This is a genomic window from Novosphingobium ginsenosidimutans (assembly GCF_007954425.1).
GTDB lineage: Bacteria > Pseudomonadota > Alphaproteobacteria > Sphingomonadales > Sphingomonadaceae > Novosphingobium > Novosphingobium ginsenosidimutans.
This window is the reverse complement of record NZ_CP042345.1, coordinates 288,222-314,016: the sequence shown is the minus strand read 5'-3', so window position 1 is coordinate 314,016 and position 25,795 is coordinate 288,222. Positions and strand designations below refer to the sequence as shown.

General features: G+C 64.7%; 28 protein-coding genes. 17 read left to right on the top strand and 11 right to left on the bottom strand.

What is annotated here, in order from left to right; all coding sequences use genetic code 11:
• Window positions 1-54: 54 nt before the first annotated feature.
• The 4 genes from FRF71_RS01490 to FRF71_RS01475 form a co-directional block, all read right to left on the bottom strand.
• On the bottom strand, window positions 55-393 hold the full coding sequence (locus FRF71_RS01490; RefSeq protein WP_147088891.1) for a P-II family nitrogen regulator: 339 nt from the start codon (window positions 391-393) through the stop codon (window positions 55-57).
• 256 nt (window positions 394-649) lie between these two features.
• Complete coding sequence (gene argC / locus FRF71_RS01485) at window positions 650-1,573, bottom strand: N-acetyl-gamma-glutamyl-phosphate reductase (protein ID WP_147088890.1); 924 nt, start codon at window positions 1,571-1,573, stop codon at window positions 650-652.
• Window position 1,574: 1 nt separating this feature from the next.
• Window positions 1,575-1,907, bottom strand: coding sequence for an SH3 domain-containing protein (locus FRF71_RS01480; protein ID WP_147088889.1), 333 nt, complete (start codon window positions 1,905-1,907; stop codon window positions 1,575-1,577).
• Between the two features lie 61 nt (window positions 1,908-1,968).
• Window positions 1,969-3,351, bottom strand: coding sequence for a leucyl aminopeptidase family protein (locus FRF71_RS01475; protein ID WP_147088888.1), 1,383 nt, complete (start codon window positions 3,349-3,351; stop codon window positions 1,969-1,971).
• 51 nt (window positions 3,352-3,402) lie between these two features.
• On the opposite strand from FRF71_RS01475, the gene FRF71_RS01470 reads away from it, so the two are divergent.
• Window positions 3,403-4,212 (top strand): DUF3298 and DUF4163 domain-containing protein, encoded by an 810-nt coding sequence (locus FRF71_RS01470; protein WP_147088887.1) that lies wholly within the window; start codon window positions 3,403-3,405, stop codon window positions 4,210-4,212.
• A gap of 45 nt (window positions 4,213-4,257) precedes the next feature.
• The gene (gene map / locus FRF71_RS01465) at window positions 4,258-5,085 is read left to right on the top strand and encodes a type I methionyl aminopeptidase (protein ID WP_147088886.1); all 828 of its coding nucleotides are present in this window, start codon (window positions 4,258-4,260) and stop codon (window positions 5,083-5,085) included.
• Here the strand turns inward: map and FRF71_RS01460 are convergent.
• Both FRF71_RS01460 and ccmA read right to left on the bottom strand, forming a co-directional pair.
• A complete protein-coding gene (locus tag FRF71_RS01460; RefSeq protein WP_147088885.1) occupies window positions 5,082-5,738 on the bottom strand; it encodes a heme exporter protein CcmB in 657 nt (218 codons plus the stop codon). The two genes, map and FRF71_RS01460, sit on opposite strands and share 4 nt — an antisense overlap.
• A complete protein-coding gene (gene ccmA / locus FRF71_RS01455) occupies window positions 5,735-6,313 on the bottom strand; it encodes a heme ABC exporter ATP-binding protein CcmA (protein ID WP_147088884.1) in 579 nt (192 codons plus the stop codon). The genes FRF71_RS01460 and ccmA overlap by 4 nt, the downstream gene beginning before the upstream one ends.
• Before the next feature lie 47 nt (window positions 6,314-6,360).
• Here ccmA and FRF71_RS01450 point away from each other — a divergent pair, with 47 nt between their 5' ends.
• The gene (locus tag FRF71_RS01450) at window positions 6,361-6,654 is read left to right on the top strand and encodes a 4a-hydroxytetrahydrobiopterin dehydratase (protein WP_147088883.1); all 294 of its coding nucleotides are present in this window, start codon (window positions 6,361-6,363) and stop codon (window positions 6,652-6,654) included.
• A gap of 25 nt (window positions 6,655-6,679) precedes the next feature.
• On the opposite strand, the gene FRF71_RS01445 is transcribed toward FRF71_RS01450, so the two are convergent.
• From FRF71_RS01445 to FRF71_RS01425, 5 genes are all read right to left on the bottom strand, one after another.
• Window positions 6,680-7,090: a hypothetical protein gene (locus FRF71_RS01445; RefSeq protein ID WP_147088882.1), complete on the bottom strand. Its 411-nt coding sequence runs from the start codon at window positions 7,088-7,090 to the stop codon at window positions 6,680-6,682.
• Entirely contained in the window at window positions 7,083-7,397 is a 315-nt protein-coding gene (locus tag FRF71_RS01440; RefSeq protein WP_147088881.1) for a DNA/RNA non-specific endonuclease, read from the bottom strand. The genes FRF71_RS01445 and FRF71_RS01440 overlap by 8 nt, the downstream gene beginning before the upstream one ends.
• A gap of 568 nt (window positions 7,398-7,965) precedes the next feature.
• Window positions 7,966-8,772, bottom strand: a complete 807-nt coding sequence (locus FRF71_RS01435; protein WP_147088880.1) for an SDR family oxidoreductase — start codon at window positions 8,770-8,772, stop codon at window positions 7,966-7,968.
• A 58-nt stretch (window positions 8,773-8,830) separates the two neighbouring features.
• Window positions 8,831-10,858 (bottom strand): S9 family peptidase, encoded by a 2,028-nt coding sequence (locus FRF71_RS01430; RefSeq protein ID WP_147088879.1) that lies wholly within the window; start codon window positions 10,856-10,858, stop codon window positions 8,831-8,833.
• A 74-nt stretch (window positions 10,859-10,932) separates the two neighbouring features.
• Complete coding sequence (locus tag FRF71_RS01425) at window positions 10,933-11,550, bottom strand: DNA-3-methyladenine glycosylase family protein (RefSeq protein ID WP_147088878.1); 618 nt, start codon at window positions 11,548-11,550, stop codon at window positions 10,933-10,935.
• Between the two features lie 88 nt (window positions 11,551-11,638).
• Here FRF71_RS01425 and FRF71_RS01420 point away from each other — a divergent pair, with 88 nt between their 5' ends.
• The 14 genes from FRF71_RS01420 (at window position 11,639) to murG (ending at window position 25,789) form a co-directional block, all read left to right on the top strand.
• A complete protein-coding gene (locus FRF71_RS01420) occupies window positions 11,639-11,956 on the top strand; it encodes a 2Fe-2S iron-sulfur cluster-binding protein (RefSeq protein WP_147088877.1) in 318 nt (105 codons plus the stop codon).
• Window positions 11,957-12,019: 63 nt separating this feature from the next.
• Window positions 12,020-13,027, top strand: coding sequence for a cysteine synthase A (locus FRF71_RS01415; protein WP_147088876.1), 1,008 nt, complete (start codon window positions 12,020-12,022; stop codon window positions 13,025-13,027).
• A 92-nt stretch (window positions 13,028-13,119) separates the two neighbouring features.
• The gene (locus FRF71_RS01410; protein WP_238339347.1) at window positions 13,120-13,344 is read left to right on the top strand and encodes a hypothetical protein; all 225 of its coding nucleotides are present in this window, start codon (window positions 13,120-13,122) and stop codon (window positions 13,342-13,344) included.
• The gene (locus tag FRF71_RS01405; protein WP_147088874.1) at window positions 13,325-14,050 is read left to right on the top strand and encodes a motility-associated ABC transporter substrate-binding family protein; all 726 of its coding nucleotides are present in this window, start codon (window positions 13,325-13,327) and stop codon (window positions 14,048-14,050) included. The genes FRF71_RS01410 and FRF71_RS01405 overlap by 20 nt, the downstream gene beginning before the upstream one ends.
• A 334-nt stretch (window positions 14,051-14,384) precedes the next feature.
• Window positions 14,385-14,888 carry a division/cell wall cluster transcriptional repressor MraZ gene (locus tag FRF71_RS01400; RefSeq protein ID WP_238339344.1) on the top strand — a complete coding sequence of 168 codons (504 nt, stop codon included), beginning with the start codon at window positions 14,385-14,387 and terminating at the stop codon, window positions 14,886-14,888.
• A complete protein-coding gene (gene rsmH, locus FRF71_RS01395; RefSeq protein WP_147088873.1) occupies window positions 14,888-15,838 on the top strand; it encodes a 16S rRNA (cytosine(1402)-N(4))-methyltransferase RsmH in 951 nt (316 codons plus the stop codon). Before FRF71_RS01400 ends, rsmH begins: the two co-directional genes overlap by 1 nt.
• A complete protein-coding gene (locus FRF71_RS01390) occupies window positions 15,835-16,353 on the top strand; it encodes a hypothetical protein (protein ID WP_147088872.1) in 519 nt (172 codons plus the stop codon). Before rsmH ends, FRF71_RS01390 begins: the two co-directional genes overlap by 4 nt.
• Complete coding sequence (locus FRF71_RS01385; protein ID WP_147088871.1) at window positions 16,350-18,074, top strand: peptidoglycan D,D-transpeptidase FtsI family protein; 1,725 nt, start codon at window positions 16,350-16,352, stop codon at window positions 18,072-18,074. Before FRF71_RS01390 ends, FRF71_RS01385 begins: the two co-directional genes overlap by 4 nt.
• On the top strand, window positions 18,071-19,522 hold the full coding sequence (locus FRF71_RS01380; protein WP_147088870.1) for a UDP-N-acetylmuramoyl-L-alanyl-D-glutamate--2,6-diaminopimelate ligase: 1,452 nt from the start codon (window positions 18,071-18,073) through the stop codon (window positions 19,520-19,522). The genes FRF71_RS01385 and FRF71_RS01380 overlap by 4 nt, the downstream gene beginning before the upstream one ends.
• Window positions 19,519-20,976 carry a UDP-N-acetylmuramoyl-tripeptide--D-alanyl-D-alanine ligase gene (locus tag FRF71_RS01375; RefSeq protein ID WP_147088869.1) on the top strand — a complete coding sequence of 486 codons (1,458 nt, stop codon included), beginning with the start codon at window positions 19,519-19,521 and terminating at the stop codon, window positions 20,974-20,976. The genes FRF71_RS01380 and FRF71_RS01375 overlap by 4 nt, the downstream gene beginning before the upstream one ends.
• A gap of 7 nt (window positions 20,977-20,983) precedes the next feature.
• Entirely contained in the window at window positions 20,984-22,054 is a 1,071-nt protein-coding gene (gene mraY, locus FRF71_RS01370; RefSeq protein WP_147088868.1) for a phospho-N-acetylmuramoyl-pentapeptide-transferase, read from the top strand.
• Window positions 22,051-23,394 (top strand): UDP-N-acetylmuramoyl-L-alanine--D-glutamate ligase, encoded by a 1,344-nt coding sequence (gene murD / locus FRF71_RS01365; RefSeq protein WP_147088867.1) that lies wholly within the window; start codon window positions 22,051-22,053, stop codon window positions 23,392-23,394. Before mraY ends, murD begins: the two co-directional genes overlap by 4 nt.
• Window positions 23,394-24,617, top strand: coding sequence for an FtsW/RodA/SpoVE family cell cycle protein (locus FRF71_RS01360; RefSeq protein WP_147088866.1), 1,224 nt, complete (start codon window positions 23,394-23,396; stop codon window positions 24,615-24,617). Before murD ends, FRF71_RS01360 begins: the two co-directional genes overlap by 1 nt.
• Window positions 24,614-25,789: an undecaprenyldiphospho-muramoylpentapeptide beta-N-acetylglucosaminyltransferase gene (gene murG / locus FRF71_RS01355; protein ID WP_147088865.1), complete on the top strand. Its 1,176-nt coding sequence runs from the start codon at window positions 24,614-24,616 to the stop codon at window positions 25,787-25,789. The genes FRF71_RS01360 and murG overlap by 4 nt, the downstream gene beginning before the upstream one ends.
• The last annotated feature ends 6 nt before the right edge of the window (window positions 25,790-25,795 follow it).

Below are 25,795 nucleotides of genomic sequence, written 5' to 3'. Positions count from 1 at the left end.
CTTTTTAAGTCCCCGACCTGCGGCCGTGGGCGTGTTCCGGATGGAATGGTTGGATCAGATGGCGTCGTTGTCACGCTCGCCGGTGCGGATGCGGATCGCCTTCTCGACGGCGTAGACAAAGATCTTGCCGTCACCGATCCGGCCGGTCTGTGCAGCGGCGGCAATCGCTTCAACAGTGCGGTCAGCCAGGTCATCGCTCACCACGACTTCAAGCTTAACCTTGGGCAGGAAATCGACAACGTATTCGGCACCGCGATAGAGCTCGGTATGGCCCTTCTGGCGGCCAAAGCCCTTGGCCTCGGTCACCGTGATGCCGGAAACGCCCACTTCGTGCAGTGCTTCCTTTACCTCATCGAGCTTGAATGGCTTGATGATCGCTTCGATCTTTTTCACTTCGTATTCCCCTGCGCAGCATGCCGGTACCGTCCCAAGTGCTGGGCCGGCCCGGCCTTATGGAATGCCACGCGCGCTTCCTATCAAGAATCGTGCCAGTGGCCTGTCAGGGGGCCTAGTTGATCGCTGCGTCTGCGAAAAGGGCTGAATCGCAACAAATGAATTTTGCGAGTCATTCGCGTGTAATTTTTGCGAAGTGCGCGGCGGTTCTGGCTTGCCTGATTTTTCAGCAGACGCTGCCTAAATAATGAGCAAACTACAGGTTGAGGCCTGCCGTTTCGTTGAGCCCGGCCATCAGGTTGAGGCTTTGCACGGCAGCACCACTTGCCCCTTTGCCCAGGTTGTCGAGCCGCGCGACCAGGCGCGCTTGTGACCCATCCTTGGCGCCGAAGACCCACAGATCAAGGCGGTCACTGGGCTGCATCGAGCGGCGCAGCAGCAGCTCGTCCTTGGGTTCATCGTGGACGGTCACGATTTTGCTGCCGGCATAGAATTCGACCAGCGCCAGCCGCAGCACCTCTGGGGATCCCGCCATTGGCATGGCGCTCAGCGGCAGCGGTACTTCGACCACCATGCCGCGATGCGCATCGATCACGGCGGGGGCGAAGAGCGGCGGATGGGCCAGGCCGGCATAGCGCTGCATTTCCGGCACGTGCTTGTGCCCCATTCCCAGTCCATAAGCGCGGAAGGCGATATCGCCATCCTCGTCAAACCGCTGGATCAGCGCCTTGCCGCCACCGGAATAGCCCGAAACGGCGTTGACGGTGTAGGGCCAGTCCGCTGGCAGCAGCCCCGCGCGGACCAACGGCGCAACCAGGCCCAGGAAGCCGGTGGGATAGCAGCCCGGATTGCTGACGCGGGAAGCCGAAGCGATGGCTTCGCGCCCGGTCAGTTCGGGGAAACCATAGGTCCAGCCATCCGCCACCCGTTGCGCGCTGGAGGCATCGATGATCCGCACCTTGGCGCCCTCGGCCAGGGCCAGGGCTTCCTTGGCAGCTTCATCGGGCAGGCACAGCACGGCAAAGTCCGCCGCGCGATAGGCATCGCGCCGCGCGCGCTCATCCTTGCGGGCTTCTTCGTCCAGGATCAGCAGTTTGAATTCAGTGCGGCGGACAAGGCGTTCGACGATCTCCAGGCCTGTGGTCCCGGCGGCACCATCGATGAAGACCTTGTGCGCCACCTCAGTCGTCGAGCGCTTCGACCGGCAGGTAGCCGACAAAGCCATCCTCGCCGACCTGGCCCCAGGCCCAGCCGCCGGTCACATCGAGCACGTTGAAGACTGTGCCTGCGGCCAGATTCTCGCGCACTTCGGCATCGGCCCGGTTGGCGGCGAGCAGGCTGGCGCCGCCCGCGACGACCTTGCGCGGCATCGGCACGGCATAGTGCGGCACGAAGCAGCGGCCGGCGAGGCGGATATGCGCCAGGTCCCCGCGCACCGGCCAGTGCGCCGCGTCAAGCTTTTCAGCCGGGCCGTTGAGGCCATATTGGCCTGCGGGAATGGCGGATGCGGTCAAGGTTTGGTGCCCCGGAAACTGGAAGACCGGGCGATTAGCGCCGGATGCCCCTGCTATCAAGCTATCCATAACGCCCCTTTAACAGCCCCCATGCCGCGCGCAGGCCCAGTGCGTCGCCGCCCTTGGGCCGGCCTGGCTTGGCGGCGGGGCGCCAGGCGAAGGTATCGAAGTGGGCCCAGTCGGTCCCGACCGGCACAAACCGGTCAAGGAACAGCGCGCCGACCGAGGCCCCGGCAAAGCCGTTGCTGCCGGAGTTGTTGAGGTCGGCAATGTCGCTCTTCAGGTACTCGCGGTAGCCATCATAGAGCGGCAGGCGCCAGCAGGGATCGCTCGCCGCTTCGCCTGCCGCCAGCATTTCCGCGGCGGTTTCATCACGCCGAGTGAACAGGGCGGGGAGGTCCGGGCCGACCGCGACGCGGGCTGCGCCGGTCAGGGTGGCAAAGTCGATCACCAGTTCGGGTTCTTCCTCGCCGGCGCGAGTCAGGGCATCGCCCAGCACCAGCCGCCCTTCGGCATCGGTATTGCCGATCTCAACCGAGATCCCGGCGCGGCTTTTCAGCACGTCACCGGGGCGGAAAGCATTGCCGGCAATCGCGTTTTCCACCGCCGGGATCAGCAGGTGCAGCCGGACCTTGAGGTGATGCTGCATGACGAGCTGGGCGAGGGCGAGGGCATGGGCTGCACCGCCCATGTCCTTCTTCATCAGCGCCATGCCTGAGGCCGGCTTGATATCGAGCCCGCCAGAGTCAAAGCACACGCCCTTGCCAACAATCGCCAGCTTCGGGTGCTTGGGATCGCCCCAGGTCAGCTCCAGCAGGCGCGGGGCATGATGGCGTGCGGCAGCGCGGCCGACGGCGTGAACCATCGGATAGCCCTGTTCCAGCGCATCGCCGCTGGTTACCTTGATCTCGGCCTTGTGCGCCTTGGCAACACGGGCAACTTCGGCCTCAAGCTGAGCCGGGCCCATGTCTTCCGCTGGCGTATTGACCATATCGCGGACCAGGGCCGTGGCGGCGACTTCGGCGAGCGCCGGGCTGATCGCCGCAGCAGCCTTGGTCAGCAGCACACGCGGGCCTTCCTCGCTCGGTTCGGCGCGGTAGCGGTCAAAGCGGTACTGCCCGGCCGCCCAGCCGAACAATGCCGGGCCGCTATCGGCATTCGCGACGCGATAGGTCCCTGCTGGCAGGCTTTCGCCCAGCCGAGCGAGGCACCAGGTGCCGAGTTCGCTGGCATTCGCCACGCCGGTAACAACCGACCAGTCCTCACCATTGGGCAGGATGGCGTGTTCGAAGGGGCCAGCGGAAAACTTCTGCGCGGCCAGGGCAGCACGGGCCGCGCCGGGCAGGCCCTTCAGAAAATCATCCAGCCCCGCCTTGTCGACGACATGGATCGGCGTGGCGCTTTGGTCACGGTCGGGCTGGATCAAGGCATGCTTATCGGTCATGGAAGCAGCCATAGCCGCGCTGCGGCGCAAGGTGCGAGAGGAAATTGGCAAATGCGCAAGGCCGCGATCCTGTTCCTGCTGCTGGCGACGGCCTGCGTGCCCGAAAAGGACGAAAGCAAGGCGCCCGATGCGCCGGAAACCGCAACGGCCATTGCGGTCACCCCGACTGAAGCCGCAACGGCCGCGCCCCAGCCGCGCAAGACCGAGGAACGGACCAACGCGTTCGAATTCGATTACAGCTACCCCGCCGAAGCCGCTGCCATCCCGGCGCTGGCCGCCGAACTGGATGCGGACCTGGCCAAGCAGCGCCGCGAACTGGTGGCGGCTGCGCGCGAGGGGCAGGTGGCCGCCAAGGAAAACGGCTTCCCCTTCAACCCCTATTCCTATTCGGCGGGCTGGTCGGTCGTGGCGGACTTGCCCGGCTGGCTCAGCCTCTCAGCCGGGGCAAGCACCTATACCGGCGGGGCGCACCCCAACCACTGGTCGCAGGCGCTGCTGTGGGACAAGGCCGCTGGCCAGAGCCGCCGCGCGACCGATCTGTTCACCTCGCGCGGCGCACTGGCGGCGGCGCTCCGCGATCCCTTCTGTAAGGCACTCAACCGCGAACGCGCGGCGCGGCGGGGCGAGCCGATCGACCCGGCCAGCGAGGACATGTTCGACCAGTGCATCGATCCCACGGCCTCCACCGTGATCCTCGGCTCCTCCAACAAGCAGCAGTTTGACCGGATCGGGATCCTTATCGCGCCCTATGAAGCCGGACCCTATGCCGAGGGCGATTACGAGGTCACCCTGCCAGTGACCAAGGCCGTGCTGGCGGCGGTCAAGCCCCAATATCGTTCGGTCTTTGCGCTGGGCCGCTGACGCCGCCCTCGCTTTTTGGCGGGGATGCGCCTATATGGCGGGGCGATGACACAGTATCAGGTAGTAACCGGAACCGAGACCGTCCTGCGCGACGGCACGATCAAGCTCCACGGGCCGGAAGGCTTCGAGGGGATGCGCCGCGCCGGGCGGCTGGCGGCAGAGATCCTTGATGCGCTGGTACCGCATGTCCAGCCGGGGGTTTCGACCCAGGAACTGGATGATCTGGTGCGCCAGATGACGCTCGATGGCGGCGCCGTGCCGGCCACCCTGGGCTACCGCGGCTATACCCACTCGTGCTGCATCTCGATCAACCACGTGGTCTGCCACGGCATTCCTTCGGACAAGGTCCTGAAGGACGGGGACATCGTCAATATTGACGTCACCCCGCTGCTCGATGGCTGGCACGGCGATACTAGCCGGATGTACCTGGTCGGCGATGTGCCGCTGAAGGCGAAGCGGCTGGTCGACGTGACGCACGAATGCCTGATGCTGGGCATCGAAGCAGCCAGCCGCCCCGGCGCGCGGCTGGGTGATATCGGTGCCGCGATCCAGACCTTTGCCGAAGCCAATCGCTATGGCGTGGTCCGCGAATTCTGCGGGCATGGCCTGGGCCGGCTGTTCCACGATTCGCCCGAAGTGGTCCACGCTGGGCGCCATGGTACCGGCCCGGAACTGAAGCCGGGGATGTTCTTCACGATCGAACCGATGATCAACCTCGGCAAGCCCGGAGTGAAAGTGCTGGAAGATGGCTGGACGGCCGTGACCCGCGACCGCTCGCTTTCGGCGCAGTTCGAACACTCGATCGGGATCACTGAGAACGGGGTGGAGATCTTCACCAAGTCGCCCAAGGGGCTGGACAAGCCGCCCTACTAACTCCGTCCACTTCGGATCGCTGCGCCAGCGGCAAAGGGCGTGATCGCCACAAGTACCAGGCTGAAGGCCGCGGTGAGGGCGATGCCCGCCTCGCCGCCGGTCGATAAACTACCCGCACCAAAGACCAGCAGCGGCACAGCCAGCGGGATGACCAGCAGGCCCCCCAGCGCCGCGCCGCCGCGCAGTCCGGCCGTCAGCGCCGCAACCAGCACGCCCAGCGCGGCAAGGCCCGGTGTTCCGGCCAAGAGGCCCAGCTCGACCGTCTGCAATGTCGCTGCGTCAATCCCGACCAGCGCGCTGGCAGGCACAGCGGCCATCAGCAGCGCCGGGGCGAAGCTGAGCCAGTGGGCGACCATCCGCGCGGTCATGGCCAGTTCCTCGCTGATCCCGCGCAGCGCGAGTTGGTCGAACAGGCCCAGCTCCAGATCGGGCTCGACGAGCCGGTCCAGCGGCAGAATCGCCGCCAGCAGCGCCGCGATCCACAGTACCCCGCCGCCGGTCCGCGCCAGCACTGGCGCATCGGGACCGACCGCGAAGGGATAGAGCATCGCGACCGCCAGGAAGAACAGCACCGGCAGCAGGGTCGCCCCGCGCCGCTCACCGCCAAGCAGCAGGCTAAGGTCGCGCCGCAGCAGGATCAGGAAATGCCTCATGCGGTAAAGTCCGCCAGATCGATCGCTGCGCCGCCCGGCAGGGCAATCGGCTGGTGCGAGGCAACCAGGGCAATCCCGCCTTGCGCGCAGTGCTGCGCGACCAGTGCCTCGACCAGCGCAACGCCGCGTGTATCAAGGCCATTCAAGGGCTCATCGAGCAGCCAAATCGCGGCCTCCTGTCCCAGCAGCCGGGCCAGCGCCGCGCGCTTCTTCTGCCCGGTGGAAAGATAGCGCACCGGCACTTCGAGGAGGCTGGAGAGACCAAGCTGGGCCAGTTCAGCATCGCCCGGCCCGTCGAGCCGCTGCCAGAAGCCCAGCGACTTGCCCAGTGGCAGGCCGGGGTCGAGGGCAGGGCGCTCGTCGAGCAGACCGACACTGCCTTGGCGTTCGACTGTGCCGACCAGCGGGCGCAGCAGTCCGGCGAGGATGCGGATCAGGCTGGACTTGCCAATGCCGTTGGCGCCCTTGACCTGCAGCGCCTCCCCCGTTGCCAGCTCCAGCGCGAGGCCGCGGAACAGCAGCCGCTCGCCGCGCTGGCAGGCCAGATTGTTCGCAGTCAGGCGGCACGCTTGCATCACCCAGCGCGATAGGGGAAAGCGGGCGCACTGCCAAGGAGCCGCTCATGTCGATTGCCCGCCTGACCGATACCGAACTGTCCGATCTGCTGACGCGGCACCCGGACTGGCAGCTCCGCGCCGATGGCCTCGCGCTGGAACGCACGTTCAAGTTCACGGATTTCAACGAAGCCTTCGGCTTCATGACCCGCGTCGCGCTCTATGCCGACAAGGCCGATCACCACCCGGAATGGTTCAACGTCTACAACCGGGTGGAGATCACGCTGACCACGCATGACGCCGGCGGTATCTCGGGGCGCGATGCGGCGATGGTGGAGTGGCTGGCGGGCGTTGCAGCCTGACCACTTCGATGAGGCATGAGTTTAGCTATTCAGGGTAAACCCAGCCCTCAGCTGAGCCATAATCTACGGGCTTCCTTCCGAGGTTTTTCTCCAAGAGGCGGGTTTCACGGTCTGACCAGCCTTCATCGGGGTCAAACTCCCCTGGGTATGTAAAGTCGAATGTGAAGTCGGCATCATTTATGATCAGTTCGAAGTACTCCCAGCGCTTCCCTTTGGGTTCGGCGTACCAGGCGTCGAGCACTGGGTCGGATAGTTTGTCGAGCATGTCGTGCCGTAAGATATGGTCGCCTTCTTCTGAATAGACGGCGATGCTGACAAAACCATCGTCTGCCATACAGTAACTAAATATCTTGCCATCAGATTCTACAAATTCATCGATTATGTCCACAATACGACGATAGTTGGACTGCCGATCGGCACTGTCGCTGCTACCCATCTTGTTTGCCCTTCTTATTCGATAGTCTTATCGAGTGCTCCACACCGTTTATGTACCAAACAACATCAATTTTGTGTGGGCGGTTGGAGCGACCTTCAAATCGCGGCCTGATATCAACTGCCACTTTCTTGCCCCGAGCGAGACTACGAGCCCATTCGTCTTCAAGTGCCCGATATCGCCCGCGATTGACATTGGAATCCTGAGCGAAATGATTGAATTTTTCGCGCGGGCCGTTGAATCTAGTGCCGATGTAATGGCCACCATCGTCAGTCGGCAGTCGATCGGGCCTACCTGCACGTGCCTGCATTGACCGAGACGCTCTGAGCGTGGCCCTGCGGTAAGCGTTCCTGAAATCTGCCGCGTGCGAAATTGCGCATCAATCCCAAAGGCGTAGCCATTTGCGCAAATTGTCTTGACGACCGAGTTTGGGGATGAGGAAGCACTTGGACGCTCGCTTGGCGCTGGCCCCGGTTGCCTGACGATAATCGGCGGCGGGCTTTGTAGCTTGGCTGGCTTTGGCTTAGATTTGGGTTGGGGTAGTCCGGTTGAGTCCCCGGAGACCGCTGCGCCACCTCCATCAAAGCCACCGCCGCCGCCAGCAAATCCGCCAAACCGGGGTGGTACCTTTCGGCCCATTCCCGCACGGGTGAACCGACCATCCTCAATATCGTGCCATGGGTTGTATTTCAGTGCCAAAGACGCGCCAGGGCTCGTCAGCACCACGCCTGTGCGCAGGTAAATCTCAAACCTGCTCTTGCCAGCAAGAAGCAACCCTTGGGGACTCATCGCCAAACTCCAATTGCATTGGCGATGGGGCTAACATTCTAAGGCCTTGTAGGAAAGAACAAAAATAGAACAAAAATGGATGTATCTTCCTACTTCCCCAGCGGCCGCGCGCTGGAGCGCATCTGCTTGCGCACGCGGCCGGGCAGCCAGCGGGCGGCGAAGGCGATGCGGTGGGCGGTCTTGCCGACACGGTTGTGGAGCTGGTCGCCGTGGACTGCAGCCCAGGCCGTTTCCGCCACTTCGCTGACCGGGGTGATTTCCAGCCCCGCCTCAACCACCCGTTCGCGGATGGCTTCGTTGCTGCCCTGGTTCGAGGTCATGTCGATCAGCGGCGTGTCGATGAAGCCCGGCATCAGGCTGGCGACCTTGATCCCGTCTTCGGCCCATTCGCCATCCAGGCTTTCGGTGATCGCGCGCACGCCGAACTTGGTGGCGGAATAGACCGAGGCGCCCGGCGTGCCATAGATCCCGGCAGCGCTGGCGGTGTTGAGCAAGCACGAACCCGGCGCGCTGGCCTTGAGCCATGGATAGGCGGCCTGGGCACCGAACAGCACGCCCTTGAGGTTGATATCAAGGCAGCGCTCGATTTCCTCGGGCTTGTTCTCGATCAGCGCGCCGCCCAGCGGAATGCCGGCGTTGTTGAAGACGACATCGATCTTGCCGCCGGCCGCCTTGGCAAAGGCCTCCAGCGCCGCATCCCAACCGGCACGGTCGCGCACATCAAGCTTGTGCTGGAAGGACGATCCGGCCGGCAGCAGCGCCGCCGTATCCTTCATCCCGCTTTCGCTGATGTCGGCCAGACCGACAAACCAGCCATTGGCGGCAAATTTCTGCGCCACGGCCCGGCCAATGCCCGAACCGCCACCGGTGATGAAGATGGCCTTCCTTACAGTCATGTCAGTAACTCCCTGCGCCCCTCTATCGCGGCGCAGGGAGTTCTGTCGAGCGGCAATTCTACTTCGCCAGCGCCTCGCTCAGCCCCTGCACATGTGCCGCACCTTCGACGATTTTGGCGGTCGACTTCTTGACCGTATCGCCGATCGGCTCGGCCCGTCCGCCCAGACAGGTGGCAAGGAAATTCTCGGCCACGGCGGTGAAGGCGATGTTGTTGGCGGGCTTGGCAAAGCCGTGGCCTTCATCCGGGAACAGCACATAGCTGACCGGGATGCCCCGGGCCTTCATCGCCGCGACAATCTGGTCGCTCTCGGCCTGGTTGACGCGCGGATCGTTGGCGCCCTGGCCGATCAGCAGCGGCCGCACGATATCGCCGGCCTTGTATAGCGGCGAACGCTCGCGCAGCAGCGCCACGCCTTCCGGTGTATCGGGATTGCCCATGCGCTGGACAAACTGTTCACGGATCGAAGCCCAATAGGGCGGGATCGTCTTGAGCAGGGTTTCCAGGTTCGACGGGCCGACGATATCCACGCCGCAGGCGAACTTGGTGGGGGTGAAGGTGACTCCGGCCAAAGTAGCATAGCCGCCATAAGACCCGCCCATGATCGCCACCTTGTCCGGGATCGCGATGTTCTTGGCGATGGCCCAGTCAACCGCGTCGATCAGGTCATCATGCATCTTGCGGCCCCATTGCAGGTCGCCAGCGCTGATGAAGTCCTTGCCGAACCCGGTCGAGGCGCGGAAGTTGACTGCCAGCACGGCATAGCCGCGATTGGCCAGCAGCTGGTGGTAACGGTCGGTGCCAAAGCTGTCGCGGCCCCACGGCCCGCCGTGGACCAGCAGCACCATCGGAACCGGCTTGTCGGGCACACCATCGCCATCGGGATCGCTGCCATAGGGCAGGGTCAGGTAGGAGACGAGGTTCAGGCCGTCGCGCGACTTGATCTCGCGCGCATACATCGCTGGAAGCGGCGCGCCGACCAGATCGGGCCGGGGATTGTAGAACTCGGTCAGGGTGCCCTTCTTGCGATCGTAGAGCCAGGTCCGCCCCGGTTCGGTGACCGGATCGTTGCCAACGATCCAGCGGTCATCCTTATCGGTGCGCGAGGCGACGAAGAATTCGCCCTTCAGCTTGGATTTCAGGAAGGCCAGCGACTTGGCGATATCGGGATCGATCGCGGTCCATTCGTTCTGCAGATAGTCGACCGAATAAGCCTCAACCTCGCCGGTGACGGGATCGCTCAGCGTGCCGCCGATATCGGCGCGGGCATCCTGGGCAACGATCCGTTTCTTGCCGGTGGCCACATCCTCGGCAATCAGCGCGGCGGTGTTGCGGCCGCGGCTGTCGAGCCAGTAGAGCGTCTTGCCATCGGTGGTGAACCCGGCTGGGGCGGTAGTCAGCGAATCCTCAAGCCCCGTGCTGCCAAACGGCTGGGCATCGACTTTGCCATTGGTGACCCGGAAATAATCGAGCCCGCCCTTGGCATTGGCCTTGCTGGCCAGGCGGATCACCAGGTTGTTGTCAGCCGTGAAATCGGCATAACCGCCATCGTTGCGCAGCACCTCGGTCAGCTTGCCGGTCTTGAGATCAAGGCTGTGGATGTCATGGTAGCGCGCATCGCGGTTGTTCAGGCCAACCAAGATCCGGTCGCGGTGGAGCGTCGAAGCGCCGACCAGGGTCACGCGGGTCTTCTCGAACGGCGTCAGGTTGCGTTCGGTCCCGGTCTTGGGGTCGATGCCATAGAGCAGGAAGTTCTCGTCGCCGCCCTTGTCCTGGATGTAGAGCACCGACTGGCTGTCGGGCGCCCAGAAGTACTGGCGGATCGGGCGGTCCTTGCTGCTGCTGATCGCCTTTGCTGCGGCTAGGTTGCCCGCCGGGGCGACCCAGATGTTCATCACCCCGTTCACCGGCGCAAGCCAGCTCAGCCACTGGCCATCCGGGCTGATCCGCCCGGCCGACTTGACCGGATTGCCGAACAGCGCCTGGCGCGGGATCAGCGGGTTGGCGGCATCGGCATTGAGCGTGGCCGGGGCGGCCAGGGCTGTAGCGGCCAGCACGGCGGCCAGCGCCGGCTTTACTTTGAACATGAATGGTCTCCCGTTAGTGTATTGCTTAGACAATACACGTTCCGCGATCCTTATCAAGCGTGTTGCGCAGCAGCTTAAAGCGCTGGATTGTTATAGCAATGCCAGGTGAAGATCGCCGTCGCTCCCCGGTGCGGGCGCCAGGCTTCGGCCATCTCGCGGGTCAGTTTTTCGCTCGGGCGTTCGGGCAGGTCGAGCAGTTTGTGCAGGCCTGCCTGAACCGCCAGATCGCCGGCCGGCCAGATATCCCCGCGCCCTTCAGCGAAGAGCAGGTAGATCTCGGCTGACCAGCGGCCGATGCCCTTGATCTGGGTCAGCTGGGCGATGGCTTCCTCGTCGTCGGCGGGCAGGGCCTCGAAATCGAGTTCGCCGTTCACTACCAGTTCGCACAAGCTCCGCATGTAGCCCTGCTTCTGCTTGGACAGGCCGCAGGCGCGCAGGGTATCGAAATCGGATTCGAGCACCTTTTCAGGCGGCAGTTCGGGCCCAAGGTGGTCTTCGAACTTGCGCCACATCGATGCGGCCGCCGCCACGCTGACCTGCTGGCCGACGATCGTGCGCATCAGCGTGCCATAGCCGCGCGGGCGGATCCGCGGCTCGGGATAGCCGGTGCGGGTCAGCGCGCTGGCAAAACGCGGTTCGATGGCGGCCACGCTGTCGAGGCCGTGTTTAAGCTGCTCTGCGGTCAATCCCACACCAATGGTCCTGCTTGCCAAAGGAAAGCGCGTTGGTTAGCAGCCCCGGCGAAGCGCCGATAGGGTGCAGAGAAGAGGAAACGACGCGATGCCGAAGCTGGTAGTGGTCAATCGGGCTGGTGAAGAAAAGACGGTCGAGGCTTCGGCTGGCCTGTCGGTGATGGAAGCGATCCGCGACAACGGCTTTGACGAACTGCTGGCGCTGTGCGGCGGCTGCTGCTCCTGCGCCACCTGCCACATCCACGTCGATGCCGACTGGGCGGCCAAGCTGCCGGCGATGAGCGAGGACGAAAACGATCTGCTCGACAGCTCGGACCACCGCGGCGAAACCTCGCGCCTGTCGTGCCAGATCCAGCTGACCGACGCGCTCGATGGCCTGAAGGTCACGATTGCGCCGGAAGACTGAGCTTAACAGGGGGCAAGCGCAAATGCGTTGCGCCGCGCCCCCGGCAGTCCTACCTCTCGGGCGATGACCATGGCGCTCGTTCAGAACAACACGCTCGACCTGATCGGCAACACCCCGCTTGTCCTGCTGCAGGGGCCGAGCGAAGCCGCTGGCTGTGAAGTCTGGGGCAAGTGCGAATTTGCCAACCCCGGTGCCTCGGTCAAGGACCGTGCGGCGCTCTGGATCATCCGCGATGCCGAGGCGCGCGGAGAACTGAAGCCTGGCGGCACCGTGGTCGAAGGGACGGCCGGCAACACCGGGATCGGCATTGCCCTCGTTGCCAATGCGCGCGGTTACAAGACCGTGATCGTCATGCCGGACAACCAGTCCAAGGAAAAGATGGACACCCTGCGTGCCTTGGGCGCCGAACTGGTGCTGGTGCCGCCGACCAAGTTTGCCGATCCGGCGCACTTCGTCCACACCTCGCGCCGCCTGGCCGAAGAGACCGAGGGTGCGGTCTGGGCCAACCAGTTCGACAATGTCGCCAACCGCAAGGCCCACATCGAAAGCACCGCGCCGGAGATCTGGCAGCAGCTGGAAGGTCGGATCGATGGCTTCACCTGCGCTGCGGGCACCGGTGGGACAATCGCCGGGGTGGGCCTTGGGCTGAAGGCCTTTGACGAGAATATCCGCATCGCCCTGACCGATCCGCACGGCGCGGCGCTGTATAGCTATTACGCAACCGGCGAATTGAAGGCCGAAGGCACTTCCGTTGCCGAAGGGATCGGACAGGGCCGGATCACCGCCAACCTCGAAGGCGCCCCGATCGATACCCAGTTCCGCATCTCGGACGAGGCCGGACTGGAATGGGTCGCGCGCCTGCTGCGCGAGGAAGGGCTGTGCCTGGGCCTCTCATCGGGGATCAACGTGGCCGGGGCGGTCGAGCTCGGTAAGCAGCTGGTCGCCGAAGGGCGCAAGGATGTGCGGGTCGCAACGATCCTGTGCGATACTGGCTTCCGCTATCTCTCCACGCTCTACAACGCCGACTGGCTGCGCGCGAAGAATCTGCCGGTCTTCCCCTGGCTGGGCTGATCGGCTAGACCTGACCTATGGCCAGTCAGCCAAACCGACCCGTTCCCCAACATTTCGTTCCCCCAACTGCGCGTGAATTGCGCGCTCAGGCGGTGCAACGGCTTCAGGCGGGGCTGTTCGGTCTTGCGGCGATTGTCTTGCTGGTCGGCCTTGCCAACATCATCAACGACCGCGCCCGGCTTTCCGAAAGCCCGGCTCCGACCGCCGCCGCGTCGGCCAAGGCTGATGAGCGCGGCGATCCGCTGGCCGATATCGGTGTAGTCCCGGCCGCTTCACCGGAAGCCCCGGCCAGCTCCCGTGTCACGCCCAAGAACTAGGCTCTTCGCTGCGCTGCTGCTGATCCTCGCCGCCGCATTCGGTTGGACTGTGCTGACCCGTCCTGCCGAGCCAGAGCGCGCGGTTGGCCTGTTCAGTTCGCTGCCGATCCTGTGGGGCGAGGGAGACGACCTGGGGGACCTGCTGAAGAGCGACCGACCGGCGCATCGGGTCAGAACGGCGCTTGAAGCAATTGGCCCGGTCAGACCTCTCGATACGCTGGAGCGGCTCGGGCCGGACCTGAAGCGCCTGGTCATCGCCCAGCCGCGGCCGCTTTCGCCGGCCGAAAATGTTGCTCTCGATAACTGGGTGCGGGGCGGGGGGCAGCTGCTCTTGCTGGCCGATCCGATCCTTACCGAGCATTCGGTCCATGCGGTTGGCGATCCGCGTCGGCCTCTGGATGTTGCGCTCCTCTCGCCGATCCTCACCCGTTGGGGGCTGGAGCTGACCTTTGACGAGACGCAGCCGGCGATGCTGCGGAGCGTCGCCGCCCACGGTCCGGCGATACCGGTCGCTCTGGCTGGAGCCTGGCGGACTAGCAACCCGCACTGCCGGCTTGAGGCTGATGCATTGCTTGCGGTCTGCCGGATCGGCCAGGGTAAGGTGGTCGCCCTGGCCGACGCCGAAGTTGCGGCCGCCAATGACACCGAAGCCGTGCGCGCTCCGGCCCTGGCCGAGCTGCTCCGCCGCGCCTTCATTACCGTCTGATCCGGATCAATTCGGGGAAACTGCGGGAAGTCTCGTCACCATGTGTCGAGTCGCACGGTAAACTGCTGATTTTTTGAAAGAACAAAGCATAAACGAAACGGTGCTTTACGCACCAATCAGTGAAACCACTGACGTAAATTCAACAATTTACCGAATTATCCCGTGATTTCCCGCAGAAAGCCCTTCCATCCCCAATATTCAGTGTTAAGAAATCGTTTCATCGACAGTGATGTTGGCCTTCGCACCCCGCCTTTGGGGTGCCGGTTGCCGGGGCGGGCAACCGGAACGGAGGGGGATTTAACCGCCGGACTTTCCGGCATGTGGGGCAGGTGGCGTGGAGGCGGTTCGGCCGATCAGCTATAGCGGGCAGGGCTTTTCGCTGATGGGCGAAAAGGGCCGGTTCGTGCTGCCGCCAGACTTCCGTAAGGCTGTCCGCGATTCCGGCCAGGGCGAGCGCGTTTTGTGTCTGGCCAAGCACCCGCGCTGGAAGTGCCTGATCGGTTTCGGGCTTGGCCGCGTCAGCGAATTCGAAGCTGAGCTGGACCGCGAAGAGCGGATCGCTCTAGAGCGCAACCAGGATTACGATCGCGAACTGCGCGCCAATCAGCTCTATGGCTTTGCCCGGGTGCCATTCGACGATTCCGGCCGCTTCGTCTTGCCTGAGCGCTATTTCAAGCTGGGCGGGATCGACAGCGCCGCCTTCTTCCAGGGTGGTGGCAAGTCCTTCACGATCTGGAACCCGGCTGAACTGGCCAAGATGGGCGCCGGCTGGGAAGATGCGCAGGAGGCCTGCGCCGAACTCGCCGCCCAGGCCCAAAACGGGAAGGGGCGCAAGTGATGGCCCCCGCAGCTGTCCCGCACATTCCCGTCCTGCTTGATGAAGTCGTTGCCGCCCTCGCTCCCGCCCCTGGTGCGGTGATCGTCGATGCGACCTTTGGCGCGGGCGGCTATACCCGCGCGTTGCTTGATGCAGGGGCTACGGTCCACGCTTTTGACCGTGACCCCGATGCCATTGCCGCTGGACAGGCCTGGCCTGAATGCGCCGAGCAGCGGCTGGTGCTTCACCCGCGCCGTTTTTCGGAAATGGTTGCCGCCCTGGCAGAAGCCGGCGTTGCCCGGGTCGACGGCATCGCGATGGATATCGGCGTCTCCTCGATGCAGCTCGATCAGGCTGGTCGGGGCTTTGCCTTTGCTGCTGACGGCCCGCTCGACATGCGGATGAGCCAGGACGGCCCCAGCGCGGCCGATTTCGTCAACACCGCGCCCGAGGGCGAGATTGCCGACGTGCTGTTCAACTATGGCGAAGAGCGCCAGTCACGCCGCGTTGCCCGGGCGATTGTGGCCGCCCGTCCGCTCGAAACCACTGGCCAGCTCGCCGCCGTGGTGCGCAAGGCGCTGGGCTATCATCCCGGCATGCCGAAGGACCCGGCCACTCGCAGCTTCCAGGCAATCCGCATCCATGTAAATGCCGAGCTGGACGAGCTCAACGCCGCGCTCACAGCCGCCGAGCAGCTGCTGAATCCCGGTGGCCGCCTGGCCGTGGTCAGCTTCCACAGCTTGGAAGACCGGATCGTGAAGCAGTTTCTGCGCGAAGCGGGCGGGGCGCTGGCCAATGCCTCGCGCCACTTGCCGCAGGTCGCCCCAGCGGCCGCACCGACCTTCGATCATATCGCCAAGGCGGTTCGTCCGTCCGCTACCGAACTCGCCCGCAATCCCCGCGCCCGTTCCGCCACGCTGCGTGCGGCGGTGCGCACCGCTGCTCCCGCTCGCCAAAGGAGGGCTGCATGAACCTGACCCGTGACCGGATGCGTTCGATTGGCTGGGTGGCCTTGCTGATCACCTGTGCCGCGCTGACTCTGGTGCTGATGGTCCGCGTCAATGCGGTGAAGAGCGAGGTCCAGCTCGCCCAGCGGCAGATCAACGCAGTGAAGCAGGAAAAGCTGTTCCTCGAGACCGAGTTTCTGACCCGCGCCAACCAGCAGCAGTTGCGGAACCTCAACGCGATCGAGTTTGGCTATCAGGCGCCCACTGCTGGGCAGTATCTGGAAGGTGAGCGCCAGTTGGCAGCACTGGGCAAGGCGCGCGGCCCCAACGCGCCCGAGCCGATCCGCGTCGCCAGCGCCGGTTCACTGGTCGAGGACGAAAACCCGATCGCAGCGATGGTTTCACCGCTGACGGGCAAGGCCATGGCGGCTGAGGTCAAAGTGGCCGATACGCGCGACGCATCCGAAAAGGCCACTACCGCCGCCAAGCTCAGCGCGCGGCTGACCAAGCTCGACCGGGCGGGGGTCCGCGCCGAATGAACACCCTGGCGGTTTCCAGCATCGTCGCCTCCGGCCGGGTGGAAATCGCCAACACGCGCCGTCAGGCGCTGACCATGGCCAAGGCGCGGATCGTCGTGGTGGCGCTCGGTTTCGCTGCGCTGGCGTTAATCGCTGTGATGCGCGTGCTCTATCTCGGCTTGGTTGAAGGCACCCCGGCCAATGCCGCTGGCTTCGGCATGACCCCGCAGCGCGGCGATATCGTCGATCGCAATGGCGCGCCACTGGCCCGTGCCTTTCCGGCCTATGCGCTGTGGTACAACCCGGCCGCGCTGGGTGACGATGGTGCGCCGCTGGTCCGCCCAGTGAACGAAGTTGCCGCCGCGCTTAACCGCATCTTCCCGGATATGGATGTGGCCGAAACGGCCGCGCGGCTGGCTTCTGGCCGCCCCGGCTATCTGCGCCGCCGGATCCTGCCGGAAGACGCCAACAAGATTCACGCGCTGGGTGAGCCCGCGCTGGAATTCCCGCGCGAGACCGAGCGGTTCTATCCGCAGGGTTCACTCGCTGCACACGTGCTTGGCTTCGTCGGAGCTGATGGTCGCGGCCATGTCGGCATGGAAGGTGTCTTCGACAAGTACCTGACCGACCCGGCCACCCGGGGAACCCCGGCGATGCTCTCGCTCGATAGCCGGGTCCAGGGTGCGCTCGAAGACGAACTGCTCAAGGGCATCGCCGATACGAATGCCAAAGGTGCGGCTGGCCTAGTTCTTGATGTCGAGACCGGCGAAGTGCTGGCGCTCGCCTCGCTGCCCTCGTTCAACCCGAACCTGATCGACAACGCCAGCGCCGGCAACATCTTCAACCGCGTGACCAACCAGGTTTACGAACTGGGCTCGACCTTCAAGCCGATCACCGTCGCTGCCGCGATCGATGCCGGGACCGTCACTGACCTGTCGCGCCGCTACCAGTCAGGCCGCCCGCTTGAGATCGGCGGTTTCCGCATTCGGGATTCGCACCAGTTCGGCGCTTCGCTCAACGTGCCCGAGGCGCTGATCCATTCGTCCAACATCGTCACCGCGCAGATCGCCGATGAACTGGGCGGACCGCGCCTCAACGCCACGATGCGCTCACTCGGTATGAACGAGCGCCCCTATATCGAATTGCCGGCGCGTGGCTTCCCGCTGTGGCCGAAAGGAGAGTGGGCCCGGATCACAACGATGACCGTGTCCTATGGTCACGGCATTGCCGTCACCCCGCTGCATCTTGCCACGGCCTATGCAGCGCTGGTCAACGGCGGGATCTGGCGGCCCGCGACGCTCAAGAAGCTGGCCCCCGGCGAAGTGCCGCAGGGCCACCGGGTGTTCAAGGCCTCGACCAGTGCGCGGATGCGGCAGCTGCTGCGGATGATCGTGGTCGATGGCACCGGCAAAAAGGCCGATGCCGCCGGTTACCGCGTGGGTGGCAAGACCGGCTCGGCCGAAAAGCCAGGCGTCGGTGGCTATCGGCGCAGCTCGTTGGTTTCGACCTTCGCTGCCGCCTTCCCGATGGACCGCCCGCGTTACGTCATCATTGCCATGCTCGATGAGCCGCAGGGCACAGCTGCCACCTCGGGCCAGCGCACCGCCGGCTGGAACGCGGCGCCGATCGTCGGCCGGGTTGTCCCGCGCATTGGCCCGCTACTTGGCATTATGCCCGATCCGACCCGCGACGTGGACATTTCCGACCTTTCACCGCTGGTCGGTAATGGAGACGGCGAATGAAGCTGGCGCGGCTGGCAGAGCTTGCCGGCATTCCCCTCGCCAACGCAGCAGAAGCGCAGGTCACCGGCTTCGCGATCGACAACCGCAAGGTTGCCCCCGGCACCGTGTTTGGGGCCTTCCAGGGCGCTGCCGTTAACGGTGAGGACTTTATCCCAGCCGCCGTCACTGCGGGCGCCGTGGCTGTTGTCGCCCGGCCCGAAGCCAAAGTGGAAGGTGCGGTCCACATTGCGGCCGACAATCCGCGTCAGGTTTTCGCGCAGTTGGCCGCGCAGTTCTTTACCCCAGTTCCGGCCACGCTGGTTGCGGTGACCGGGACCAACGGCAAAACCTCCACGGTCGAAATGACCCGGCAGATCTGGCGTATGGCCGGGCACCGTGCTGCCTCGATCGGCACGCTGGGCGTCACCACTGCGGACGAGAGCATTTCGACCGGGCTGACTACGCCCGACATTGTCACCTTCCTCGCCAACATGAGCGGGCTGGCGCGCGAAGGCGTGACGCATGTCGCTTACGAAGCGTCGAGCCACGGCCTCTCGCAGTATCGCAACGAAGGGCTGGTCGTCGCCGCCGGCGGCTTCACCAACCTCAGCCGCGATCACCTCGATTACCACAAGACCATGGAAGACTACTTCGCGGCCAAGATGCGGCTGTTCGACGAAGTGGTCGCCGATGAAGGCGCAGCGGTGATCTGGGCTGACGACCAGTGGTCGGAGCGCGCGCTGGCACATGCCAGCAAGCGTGGGTTGAACCTGTTCACAGTTGGCGAGAAGGGCGAGGGGATCCGGCTCGTCAGCCGCACGCCGGGGCAGCTCGGCCAGCTGCTGGAACTGGTTCACGCAGGCCAGACGTGGAAGGTCAACCTGCCGCTGATTGGCGCTTACCAGGCCGCCAATGCACTTGTTTCGGCCGGACTGGTGCTGACGACCGGCGGCGATGCGGCGCAGGTGTTTGATGCGCTGGCCCGCCTGCAGCCCGTCCGGGGCCGGCTGGAACGCGCCGCGATCAGCCGCGCCGGGGCGCCGGTCTATGTTGACTATGCCCACACGCCCGATGCGCTTGAGGCGGCGATTGCCGCGCTGCGCCCGCATTGTTCGGGTCGGCTGATTGTCGTCTTCGGAGCCGGCGGTGATCGCGATCAGGGCAAGCGCCCGGAAATGGGCCGGATTGCTGCCGAGCAAGCCGATCTGGGCATCGTTACCGACGACAATCCCCGCAGCGAGGAACCAGCGGCGATCCGTGCCGCGATCCTGGAAGGCGGGGCAGGCAAGCTTCAGGAAGTGGGCGATCGCCGGGCGGCGATAGCGGCAGGAATTACAGCGGCGGGGCGCGATGACATCGTGCTTGTGGCCGGCAAGGGTCATGAACAGGGACAGATCATCGGCGCGGGGGAATCCATGCGCGTGCTGCCCTTCGATGATGTTACAGTAGCCAGGGAGTGTGCTGCATGAATGCCGTTGCCCGGATCCTCGAATGGCCGATCGAAGTTGATGACGCGCAGGGCCTGGCGCTGTGGACTGCGGCTGAGATCGCGGCGGCAACCGGCGGCACGGCCAGTGGCGATTTCTTGGTCTCGGGCGTCGAGATAGACAGCCGGGACGTGATCGAGGGTGACCTGTTCTTTGCCCTTAAAGGCGAGGCAATGGACGGTCACCGCTTTGTCGATGCGGCCTTCGCCAAGGGCGCAGCCGCAGCCGTGGTCGACCGGCCGATCAATGGCCCGCACATCCTGGTCGAGAACACCTCAACTGCACTTGAGCTTCTTGCGAAGGCAGCGCGCGACCGGACCATGGCGCGTGTGCTTGGGGTCACCGGCTCGGTCGGCAAGACCGGGGTCAAGGAAGCCATCTTTGCGGCGCTGGACCGCTCAAGCCGAGGGCGCGCGCACCGTTCGGTCAAGAGCTACAACAACCACGTTGGCGTCCCGCTTAGCCTTTCGCGCACCCCTGCTGCGACCAAGTTCGGCGTCTTCGAAATGGGCATGAACCACGCAGGTGAAATCCGTGCGCTGACCGCACAGGTCCGTCCCCACGTTGCGCTGATTACCACGATTGCCCCGGCCCACATCGAGAACCTGGGTTCGATCGAGGCGATTGCCGATGCCAAGGCAGAGATTTTCGAAGGGCTGGAACCCGGCGGCACCGCGATCATCCCGGCCGACGTGGCCCAGTACGGCCAGCTGCGTCGCACGGCCGAACGGTTGGGGGTCAAGATCGTCTCATTCGGACGCAGCGATTTTGCCGATGTCCGCCTGCTTGATGCCGTGCCGGCACCAGGCGGTGGCTCGCTGGTCACGGCCGACATGGGGGACCGGCGCTTGTGCTATACCGTCGCGACGCCGGGCGAACACTGGGTGGTCAACTCGCTCGCCGTGATCGCCGCCGTGCGCGAGCTGGGCGGGGAACTTGGCGCAGCCGGCCTTGCCCTGGCCGAGCTTGAAGGCCTGAAGGGCCGCGGCGCCCGCCACCGGCTGCCGGTGGAGGGCGGCATCGCCCTGCTGATCGATGAAAGTTACAATGCCAACCCGGCCTCGATGAAGGCGACGCTGGCGGATCTAGGCAATACGACTGCTGCCCGCCGCGTGGCCGTGCTGGGTGCGATGAAGGAACTGGGCGAGCATGGCCCTGCCTTCCATGCCGGGCTTGCAGTTCCGCTGCGTGAGGCGGAAGTCGACGAGGTAATCCTAGTTGGCGACGAGATGCTCCCCTTGGCCGAGGAACTGGGGAAATCGGCCACTACGGCGCTTGGCAAGCCCATGGCCTTCGCCCATTGCGGGTCTGTTGGGGAGACTTTGGCAGCGCTCGGCAAGCTCGGTTTGCGAGCCGACGATGCCATTCTCGTCAAGGGGTCGAATTCCGTCGGGCTGGGGGCCGTCGTCTCCGCACTGACGCAGCACAAGGATTGAGATCAGGATGCTTTACCTGATCGCGGAGTATTTTGAGTTTTCGGGTCTGGCGAACCTCATTCGCTACCAGACCTTCCGCGCGGGTGCGGCCCTGATGACGGCACTGGTGATCGGCCTGATCATCGGTCCGAAGTTCATCAACATGCTGCGCGTCCGCCAGGGCAAAGGCCAGCCGATCCGCGAAGATGGGCCGCAGAGCCACCTGGCCAAGCGGGGCACCCCGACCATGGGCGGGCTGATGATCATGATTGCCCTGGTGGTTTCAATGCTGCTGTGGATGGACCTGTCGAGCCCGCTTGTCTGGGCTTGTCTGATGGTCACCAGCGGGTTTGGGCTGATCGGGTTCCTTGACGATTATGACAAGGTCAAGAAGCGCAGCACCGCCGGGGTATCAGGGCGGGTTCGGCTGCTGGCGGAATTTACCGTCGCCGGTCTCGCCGCCTGGATCATGATCGGCCATACCAGCACCAATCTCTACGTGCCGTTCCTTTCGGGCCACTATATCCCGCTCGGGCCCGCCTATTTCGTCTTCGCCGCTTTCGTGATTGTCGGCGCGGGCAATGCCGTGAACCTGACCGACGGACTTGATGGCCTGGCGACCATGCCGGTGGTGATCGCCGCCGGCACCTTCGCGATAATTGCATACCTGGCGGGACGGGCCGACTTTTCGGCCTATCTCGGCATTCCGCACGTGCCGCGCGCGGGTGAACTGGCGATCCTGTGCGCCGGGATCATGGGGGCTTGCCTGGCTTTCCTGTGGTTCAACGCGCCGCCGGCGGCGGTGTTCATGGGCGATACCGGCAGCCTCGCCCTTGGCGGTGCGCTGGGCGCGATCGCCGTCGCCTCGCGGCATGAGATCGTGCTGGCCATCGTCGGCGGCCTGTTTGTTGCCGAGGCGCTGTCCGTGATCATCCAGGTCGCGGTCTACAAGCGGACTGGCAAGCGCGTGTTCAAGATGGCGCCGATCCACCACCACTTCGAGCAGCTGGGCTGGAAGGAATCGACCGTGGTGATCCGCTTCTGGATTGTCTCGATTGTCCTTGCCCTCATCGGCTTGTCGACGCTCAAGCTGCGATGATCACCACGCCCGCCTTCGCCGGTAAGCGCTATGCCGTCCTCGGTCTGGCCCGCTCGGGCCTTGCTGCGGTGGAAAGCCTGCTGGCGGGCGGGGCGAAGGTCACGGCTTGGGACAATCGCGAGGAACCGCGCCGCTGGCTTGAAGGTCGGGTGGAACTGGCCGATCCGCTGGCGACAGACCTTGCGGGTTATGCCGGCGTGGTTGTTTCGCCGGGCGTGCCGCTTAACACCCACCCGATCGCCGGCCATGCTGCTGCGGCCGGAGTGCCGGTGATCGGGGATATCGAGCTGTTCGCGCTGGCCCGGCCGCACCTGCCGGCGCACCGCGTGGTCGGCATAACCGGGACCAACGGCAAGTCGACCACCACCGCGCTGGTCCACCACGTGCTGCAAAGCGCCGCGCTGCCGACGCGGATGGGCGGCAATATCGGACTGCCTGTGCTGGGCCAGTCGCCCCTGCCACCGGGCGGGGTCTATGTGCTGGAACTGTCGAGCTACCAGATCGACCTTACCCACTCGCTGGCCTGCGATGTTGCCGCGCTGCTGAATATCACGCCCGACCATCTTGATCGCTATGACGGGTTTGAGGCCTATGCCGCCAGCAAGGCCCGGCTATTCGCGATGCAGCATGCCGATCAGCCAGCCGTTTTCGGCACAGGCGATCCAGAGACCCGCGCCGTGGCTGAGCGCGAACTGGCGCGTCGTCTCGCCGGCAAAGTCCATTCGGTCGACGGCCAGGACCTGCTGCATCTTCAGCCCAACTGGCCGACATTGCAGGGGCCGCACAACCTGCAGAACGCTGCAGTTGCGGTCGCCATTGCCGAGGCTCTGGGCCTGACCCCCGCGCAATGGGGCCCGGCGCTGGCCAGCTTCCGCGGTCTGCCGCACCGGATGGAGCGTGTGGCCGAGGCAGGGGGAGTGCTGTTCATTAACGACAGCAAGGCCACCAACCCGGCTTCAGCCGCACCGGCCCTCGGTGCTTTCCCACCCAAGCCGGACAAGCGTATCCACTGGATTGTCGGAGGCCTTCCCAAGGGCGATGACCTTGATGAATGCGCGCCCTATTTTGGCAATGTCGCGGCAGCCTATACGATTGGTGAAGCCGGGCCGCTGTTTACCGAGCTGCTGCGCCCCCACATGCCGGTCACCCGCAGCGAAATGATGTGCGATGCGATCCAGCAGGCAATGGCTGCGGCCAAGCCCGGCGATGTCGTGCTGCTATCCCCCGCCTGCGCCAGCTTTGACCAGTTCCGCGATTACGAAGCGCGCGGCGACAGCTTTCGCCAGATCGTTCAGGCGCTGATCGCAGATCAGGTTCCCACCGGGGAAGGAGCGCACTAATGGCCACGCATCCGCCCTTCGTGCCGCGCGCCGGACAGGCCCCGTCAGCGGTCGGCCTGCCCCGCCAGCGCCGCAACCGCCGCAGCGAATTCGCGATTTGGTGGCGCGAGGTTGATCGCGTGCTGCTGGGCTTGATCCTTTTGCTGATGGCACTGGGAACGCTGGCAGTCGCTGCTGCCTCGCCGGCCAGTGCCCAGCGGCTCTCAACCGCGCGGGTCAAGCTGGATGATCTCCACTTCTTTTACATTCACCTGCGCTGGCAGCTTGTCGGCCTGCTGGCGATGTTCGGCGCAGCCTCACTGCCCAAGGACATGGCGCGCCGGTTTGGCATTTTGCTTGGCGCGGCGATGCTGGTTGGGCTGTTCCTCGTGCCGGTGGTCGGCTCGACGGTCAACGGCGCGAAGCGCTGGCTCAATTTTGGCTTCTCGCTCCAGCCATCGGAATTCCTGAAGCCGGCCTTCGCGATCTGTCTTGCCTGGATCCTCTCTTGGCGGGCCCGCGATCCCAAGCTGCCGGTCCTGGCGCTCAGCACCGGGGCCATGCTGCTCGTGGTTTGCCTGCTGATGCTGCAGCCCGACTTTGGCTCGGCCATTCTCTTTGCGGGCGTGTGGTTCGTCCTGGCGCTGCTCGCCGGAATCTCGGTTCAGCGCATCGGTATGGTTGGGGCCGCCGGGGTTGGCGGCATTACGCTGGCCTATCTTTTCTATGAGAACGGCCGTAACCGCATCGATGCCTTCCTTGGCGGCGGTTCGGCGTTTGACCAGGTCGATTTGGCCAGCCGGACACTGCTGTCAGGCGGCTGGACCGGCACCGGCATCTGGCTTGGCAAGCGCAAGATGGCGCTGCCCGAGGCCCATACAGACTACATCTTTTCGGTGATCGGTGAGGAGTTCGGCCTGCTGATGTGCCTGGTGATCGTAGCGCTTTATGTCGCGATCGTGCTGCGCGTCCTGTTGCGGCTGCTGAAGGAGGATGACCTCTTCACCACGCTGGCGGCAGCCGGGCTGACTGCGCAGTTGGGTGGGCAGGCCTTCATCAACATCATGGTCAACCTGCAGCTGTTTCCGTCTAAGGGCATGACCCTGCCGCTGATTTCGTACGGCGGCTCGTCTACCATCGCGCTCTGCCTTGGCGTTGGCCTGCTACTGGCGATAACCCGGCGCAATCCGTTCATCGAACGCGAACCTTTCAAGATCGGCAATTTCGGAGACCTGTGGAAATGACCGGTCCAACGCGGCACTATGTCCTTGCCGCCGGCGGCACCGGCGGTCACTTGATTCCGGCCTTTGCCCTGGCGGTTGAGCTGGAGCGGCGCGGACATCACGTTGCGCTGGTGACTGATACGCGCGGTGCCAAGCTGCCGGGCAAGCCGGACAGCCTTGTTACCCACGTTCTACCCGCCGGTCGGATCGGCAAGAACCCGCTGCACTGGCCTAAGGGGATCGGCGCGATCCTGGAGGGCAAGCGCATGGCCGAGCGGCTGTTCGAAAGCTTCCAGCCGGCCTGCGTGGTCGGTTTCGGCGGCTATCCTGCGTTCCCGACGATCTGGGCGGCGACTGCGAACGGCGTGCCCGCCGTGATCCACGAACAGAACGCCGTGCTGGGCCGGGTCAACCGGTTGATGGCCAAGCGGGTCGATGCAATCGCGACCTCCTACAACCAAGTGGACCGGCTCAAGCCAAAGTTCGCCCTCAAGACCCATCTGGTCGGCAACCCCGTCCGCGCCGCAGTCCTAAGCCTGCGCGACGAGCCTTTCCCGCCGTTCAGCGAGGACGGCCTGCTGCGCGTGCTGGTCACCGGTGGTAGTCAGGGCGCCAGCGTTCTCTCGCAAGTCGTGCCCGATGCGCTGGCGATGTTGCCCGCCGCACTGCGTACGCGCCTGCAGGTGACTCAGCAGTGCCGACCCGAGGATATCGAAGCCGTCCGCGCCCGCTATGCCGGGCATGACATTCCGGCCGAACTTGGCACCTATTTTGAGAACATGGCCGAACGACTGGCCGATACCCACCTGTTCATCGGCCGCGCGGGAGCCTCGACCATTGCGGAGCTGACAGCTGTTGGCCGTCCGGCGATCCTGGTGCCGCTGCCGATCGCGACCGACGATCACCAGGCGGCGAACACGCGCGAGATCTGCGCCGCCGGCGGCGCGCGGATGATCCGGCAGGAACGGTTTACGGCGGCTGAAGTCGCTAAGCAGATCCTGGCCATTGCGCAAAGCCCCGAAACTCTGGCGAACGCGGCGCATGCCGCTTGGAACTGTGGCTATCCCAAGGCGGCGCAGGACCTGGCCGATCTGGTCGAAAGCTTTGGCGGTACCCCGCTGATGGACGTGATCCGCGTGGCCGATGCGACGATTGCTGGCGCAACCTTTGGCAGCGCAGCGGCAGCTGGTTAGGAAGAG

What these genes read in the sequence shown, in the direction of transcription:
- FRF71_RS01475 (WP_147088888.1), bottom strand. Translation starts at nt 3,351, where the DNA reads ATGACCGATAAGCATGCCTTGATCCAGCCCGACCGTGACCAAAGCGCC.
- FRF71_RS01470 (WP_147088887.1), top strand. Translation starts at nt 3,403, where the DNA reads ATGCGCAAGGCCGCGATCCTGTTCCTGCTGCTGGCGACGGCCTGCGTG.
- map (WP_147088886.1), top strand. Translation starts at nt 4,258, where the DNA reads ATGACACAGTATCAGGTAGTAACCGGAACCGAGACCGTCCTGCGCGAC.
- FRF71_RS01460 (WP_147088885.1), bottom strand. Translation starts at nt 5,738, where the DNA reads ATGAGGCATTTCCTGATCCTGCTGCGGCGCGACCTTAGCCTGCTGCTT.
- ccmA (WP_147088884.1), bottom strand. Translation starts at nt 6,313, where the DNA reads ATGCAAGCGTGCCGCCTGACTGCGAACAATCTGGCCTGCCAGCGCGGC.
- FRF71_RS01450 (WP_147088883.1), top strand. Translation starts at nt 6,361, where the DNA reads ATGTCGATTGCCCGCCTGACCGATACCGAACTGTCCGATCTGCTGACG.
- FRF71_RS01445 (WP_147088882.1), bottom strand. Translation starts at nt 7,090, where the DNA reads ATGGGTAGCAGCGACAGTGCCGATCGGCAGTCCAACTATCGTCGTATT.
- FRF71_RS01440 (WP_147088881.1), bottom strand. Translation starts at nt 7,397, where the DNA reads ATGCAGGCACGTGCAGGTAGGCCCGATCGACTGCCGACTGACGATGGT.
- FRF71_RS01435 (WP_147088880.1), bottom strand. Translation starts at nt 8,772, where the DNA reads ATGACTGTAAGGAAGGCCATCTTCATCACCGGTGGCGGTTCGGGCATT.
- FRF71_RS01430 (WP_147088879.1), bottom strand. Translation starts at nt 10,858, where the DNA reads ATGTTCAAAGTAAAGCCGGCGCTGGCCGCCGTGCTGGCCGCTACAGCC.
- FRF71_RS01420 (WP_147088877.1), top strand. Translation starts at nt 11,639, where the DNA reads ATGCCGAAGCTGGTAGTGGTCAATCGGGCTGGTGAAGAAAAGACGGTC.
- FRF71_RS01415 (WP_147088876.1), top strand. Translation starts at nt 12,020, where the DNA reads ATGACCATGGCGCTCGTTCAGAACAACACGCTCGACCTGATCGGCAAC.
- rsmH (WP_147088873.1), top strand. Translation starts at nt 14,888, where the DNA reads ATGGCCCCCGCAGCTGTCCCGCACATTCCCGTCCTGCTTGATGAAGTC.
- FRF71_RS01390 (WP_147088872.1), top strand. Translation starts at nt 15,835, where the DNA reads ATGAACCTGACCCGTGACCGGATGCGTTCGATTGGCTGGGTGGCCTTG.
- FRF71_RS01385 (WP_147088871.1), top strand. Translation starts at nt 16,350, where the DNA reads ATGAACACCCTGGCGGTTTCCAGCATCGTCGCCTCCGGCCGGGTGGAA.
- FRF71_RS01380 (WP_147088870.1), top strand. Translation starts at nt 18,071, where the DNA reads ATGAAGCTGGCGCGGCTGGCAGAGCTTGCCGGCATTCCCCTCGCCAAC.
- FRF71_RS01375 (WP_147088869.1), top strand. Translation starts at nt 19,519, where the DNA reads ATGAATGCCGTTGCCCGGATCCTCGAATGGCCGATCGAAGTTGATGAC.
- mraY (WP_147088868.1), top strand. Translation starts at nt 20,984, where the DNA reads ATGCTTTACCTGATCGCGGAGTATTTTGAGTTTTCGGGTCTGGCGAAC.
- murD (WP_147088867.1), top strand. Translation starts at nt 22,051, where the DNA reads ATGATCACCACGCCCGCCTTCGCCGGTAAGCGCTATGCCGTCCTCGGT.
- FRF71_RS01360 (WP_147088866.1), top strand. Translation starts at nt 23,394, where the DNA reads ATGGCCACGCATCCGCCCTTCGTGCCGCGCGCCGGACAGGCCCCGTCA.
- murG (WP_147088865.1), top strand. Translation starts at nt 24,614, where the DNA reads ATGACCGGTCCAACGCGGCACTATGTCCTTGCCGCCGGCGGCACCGGC.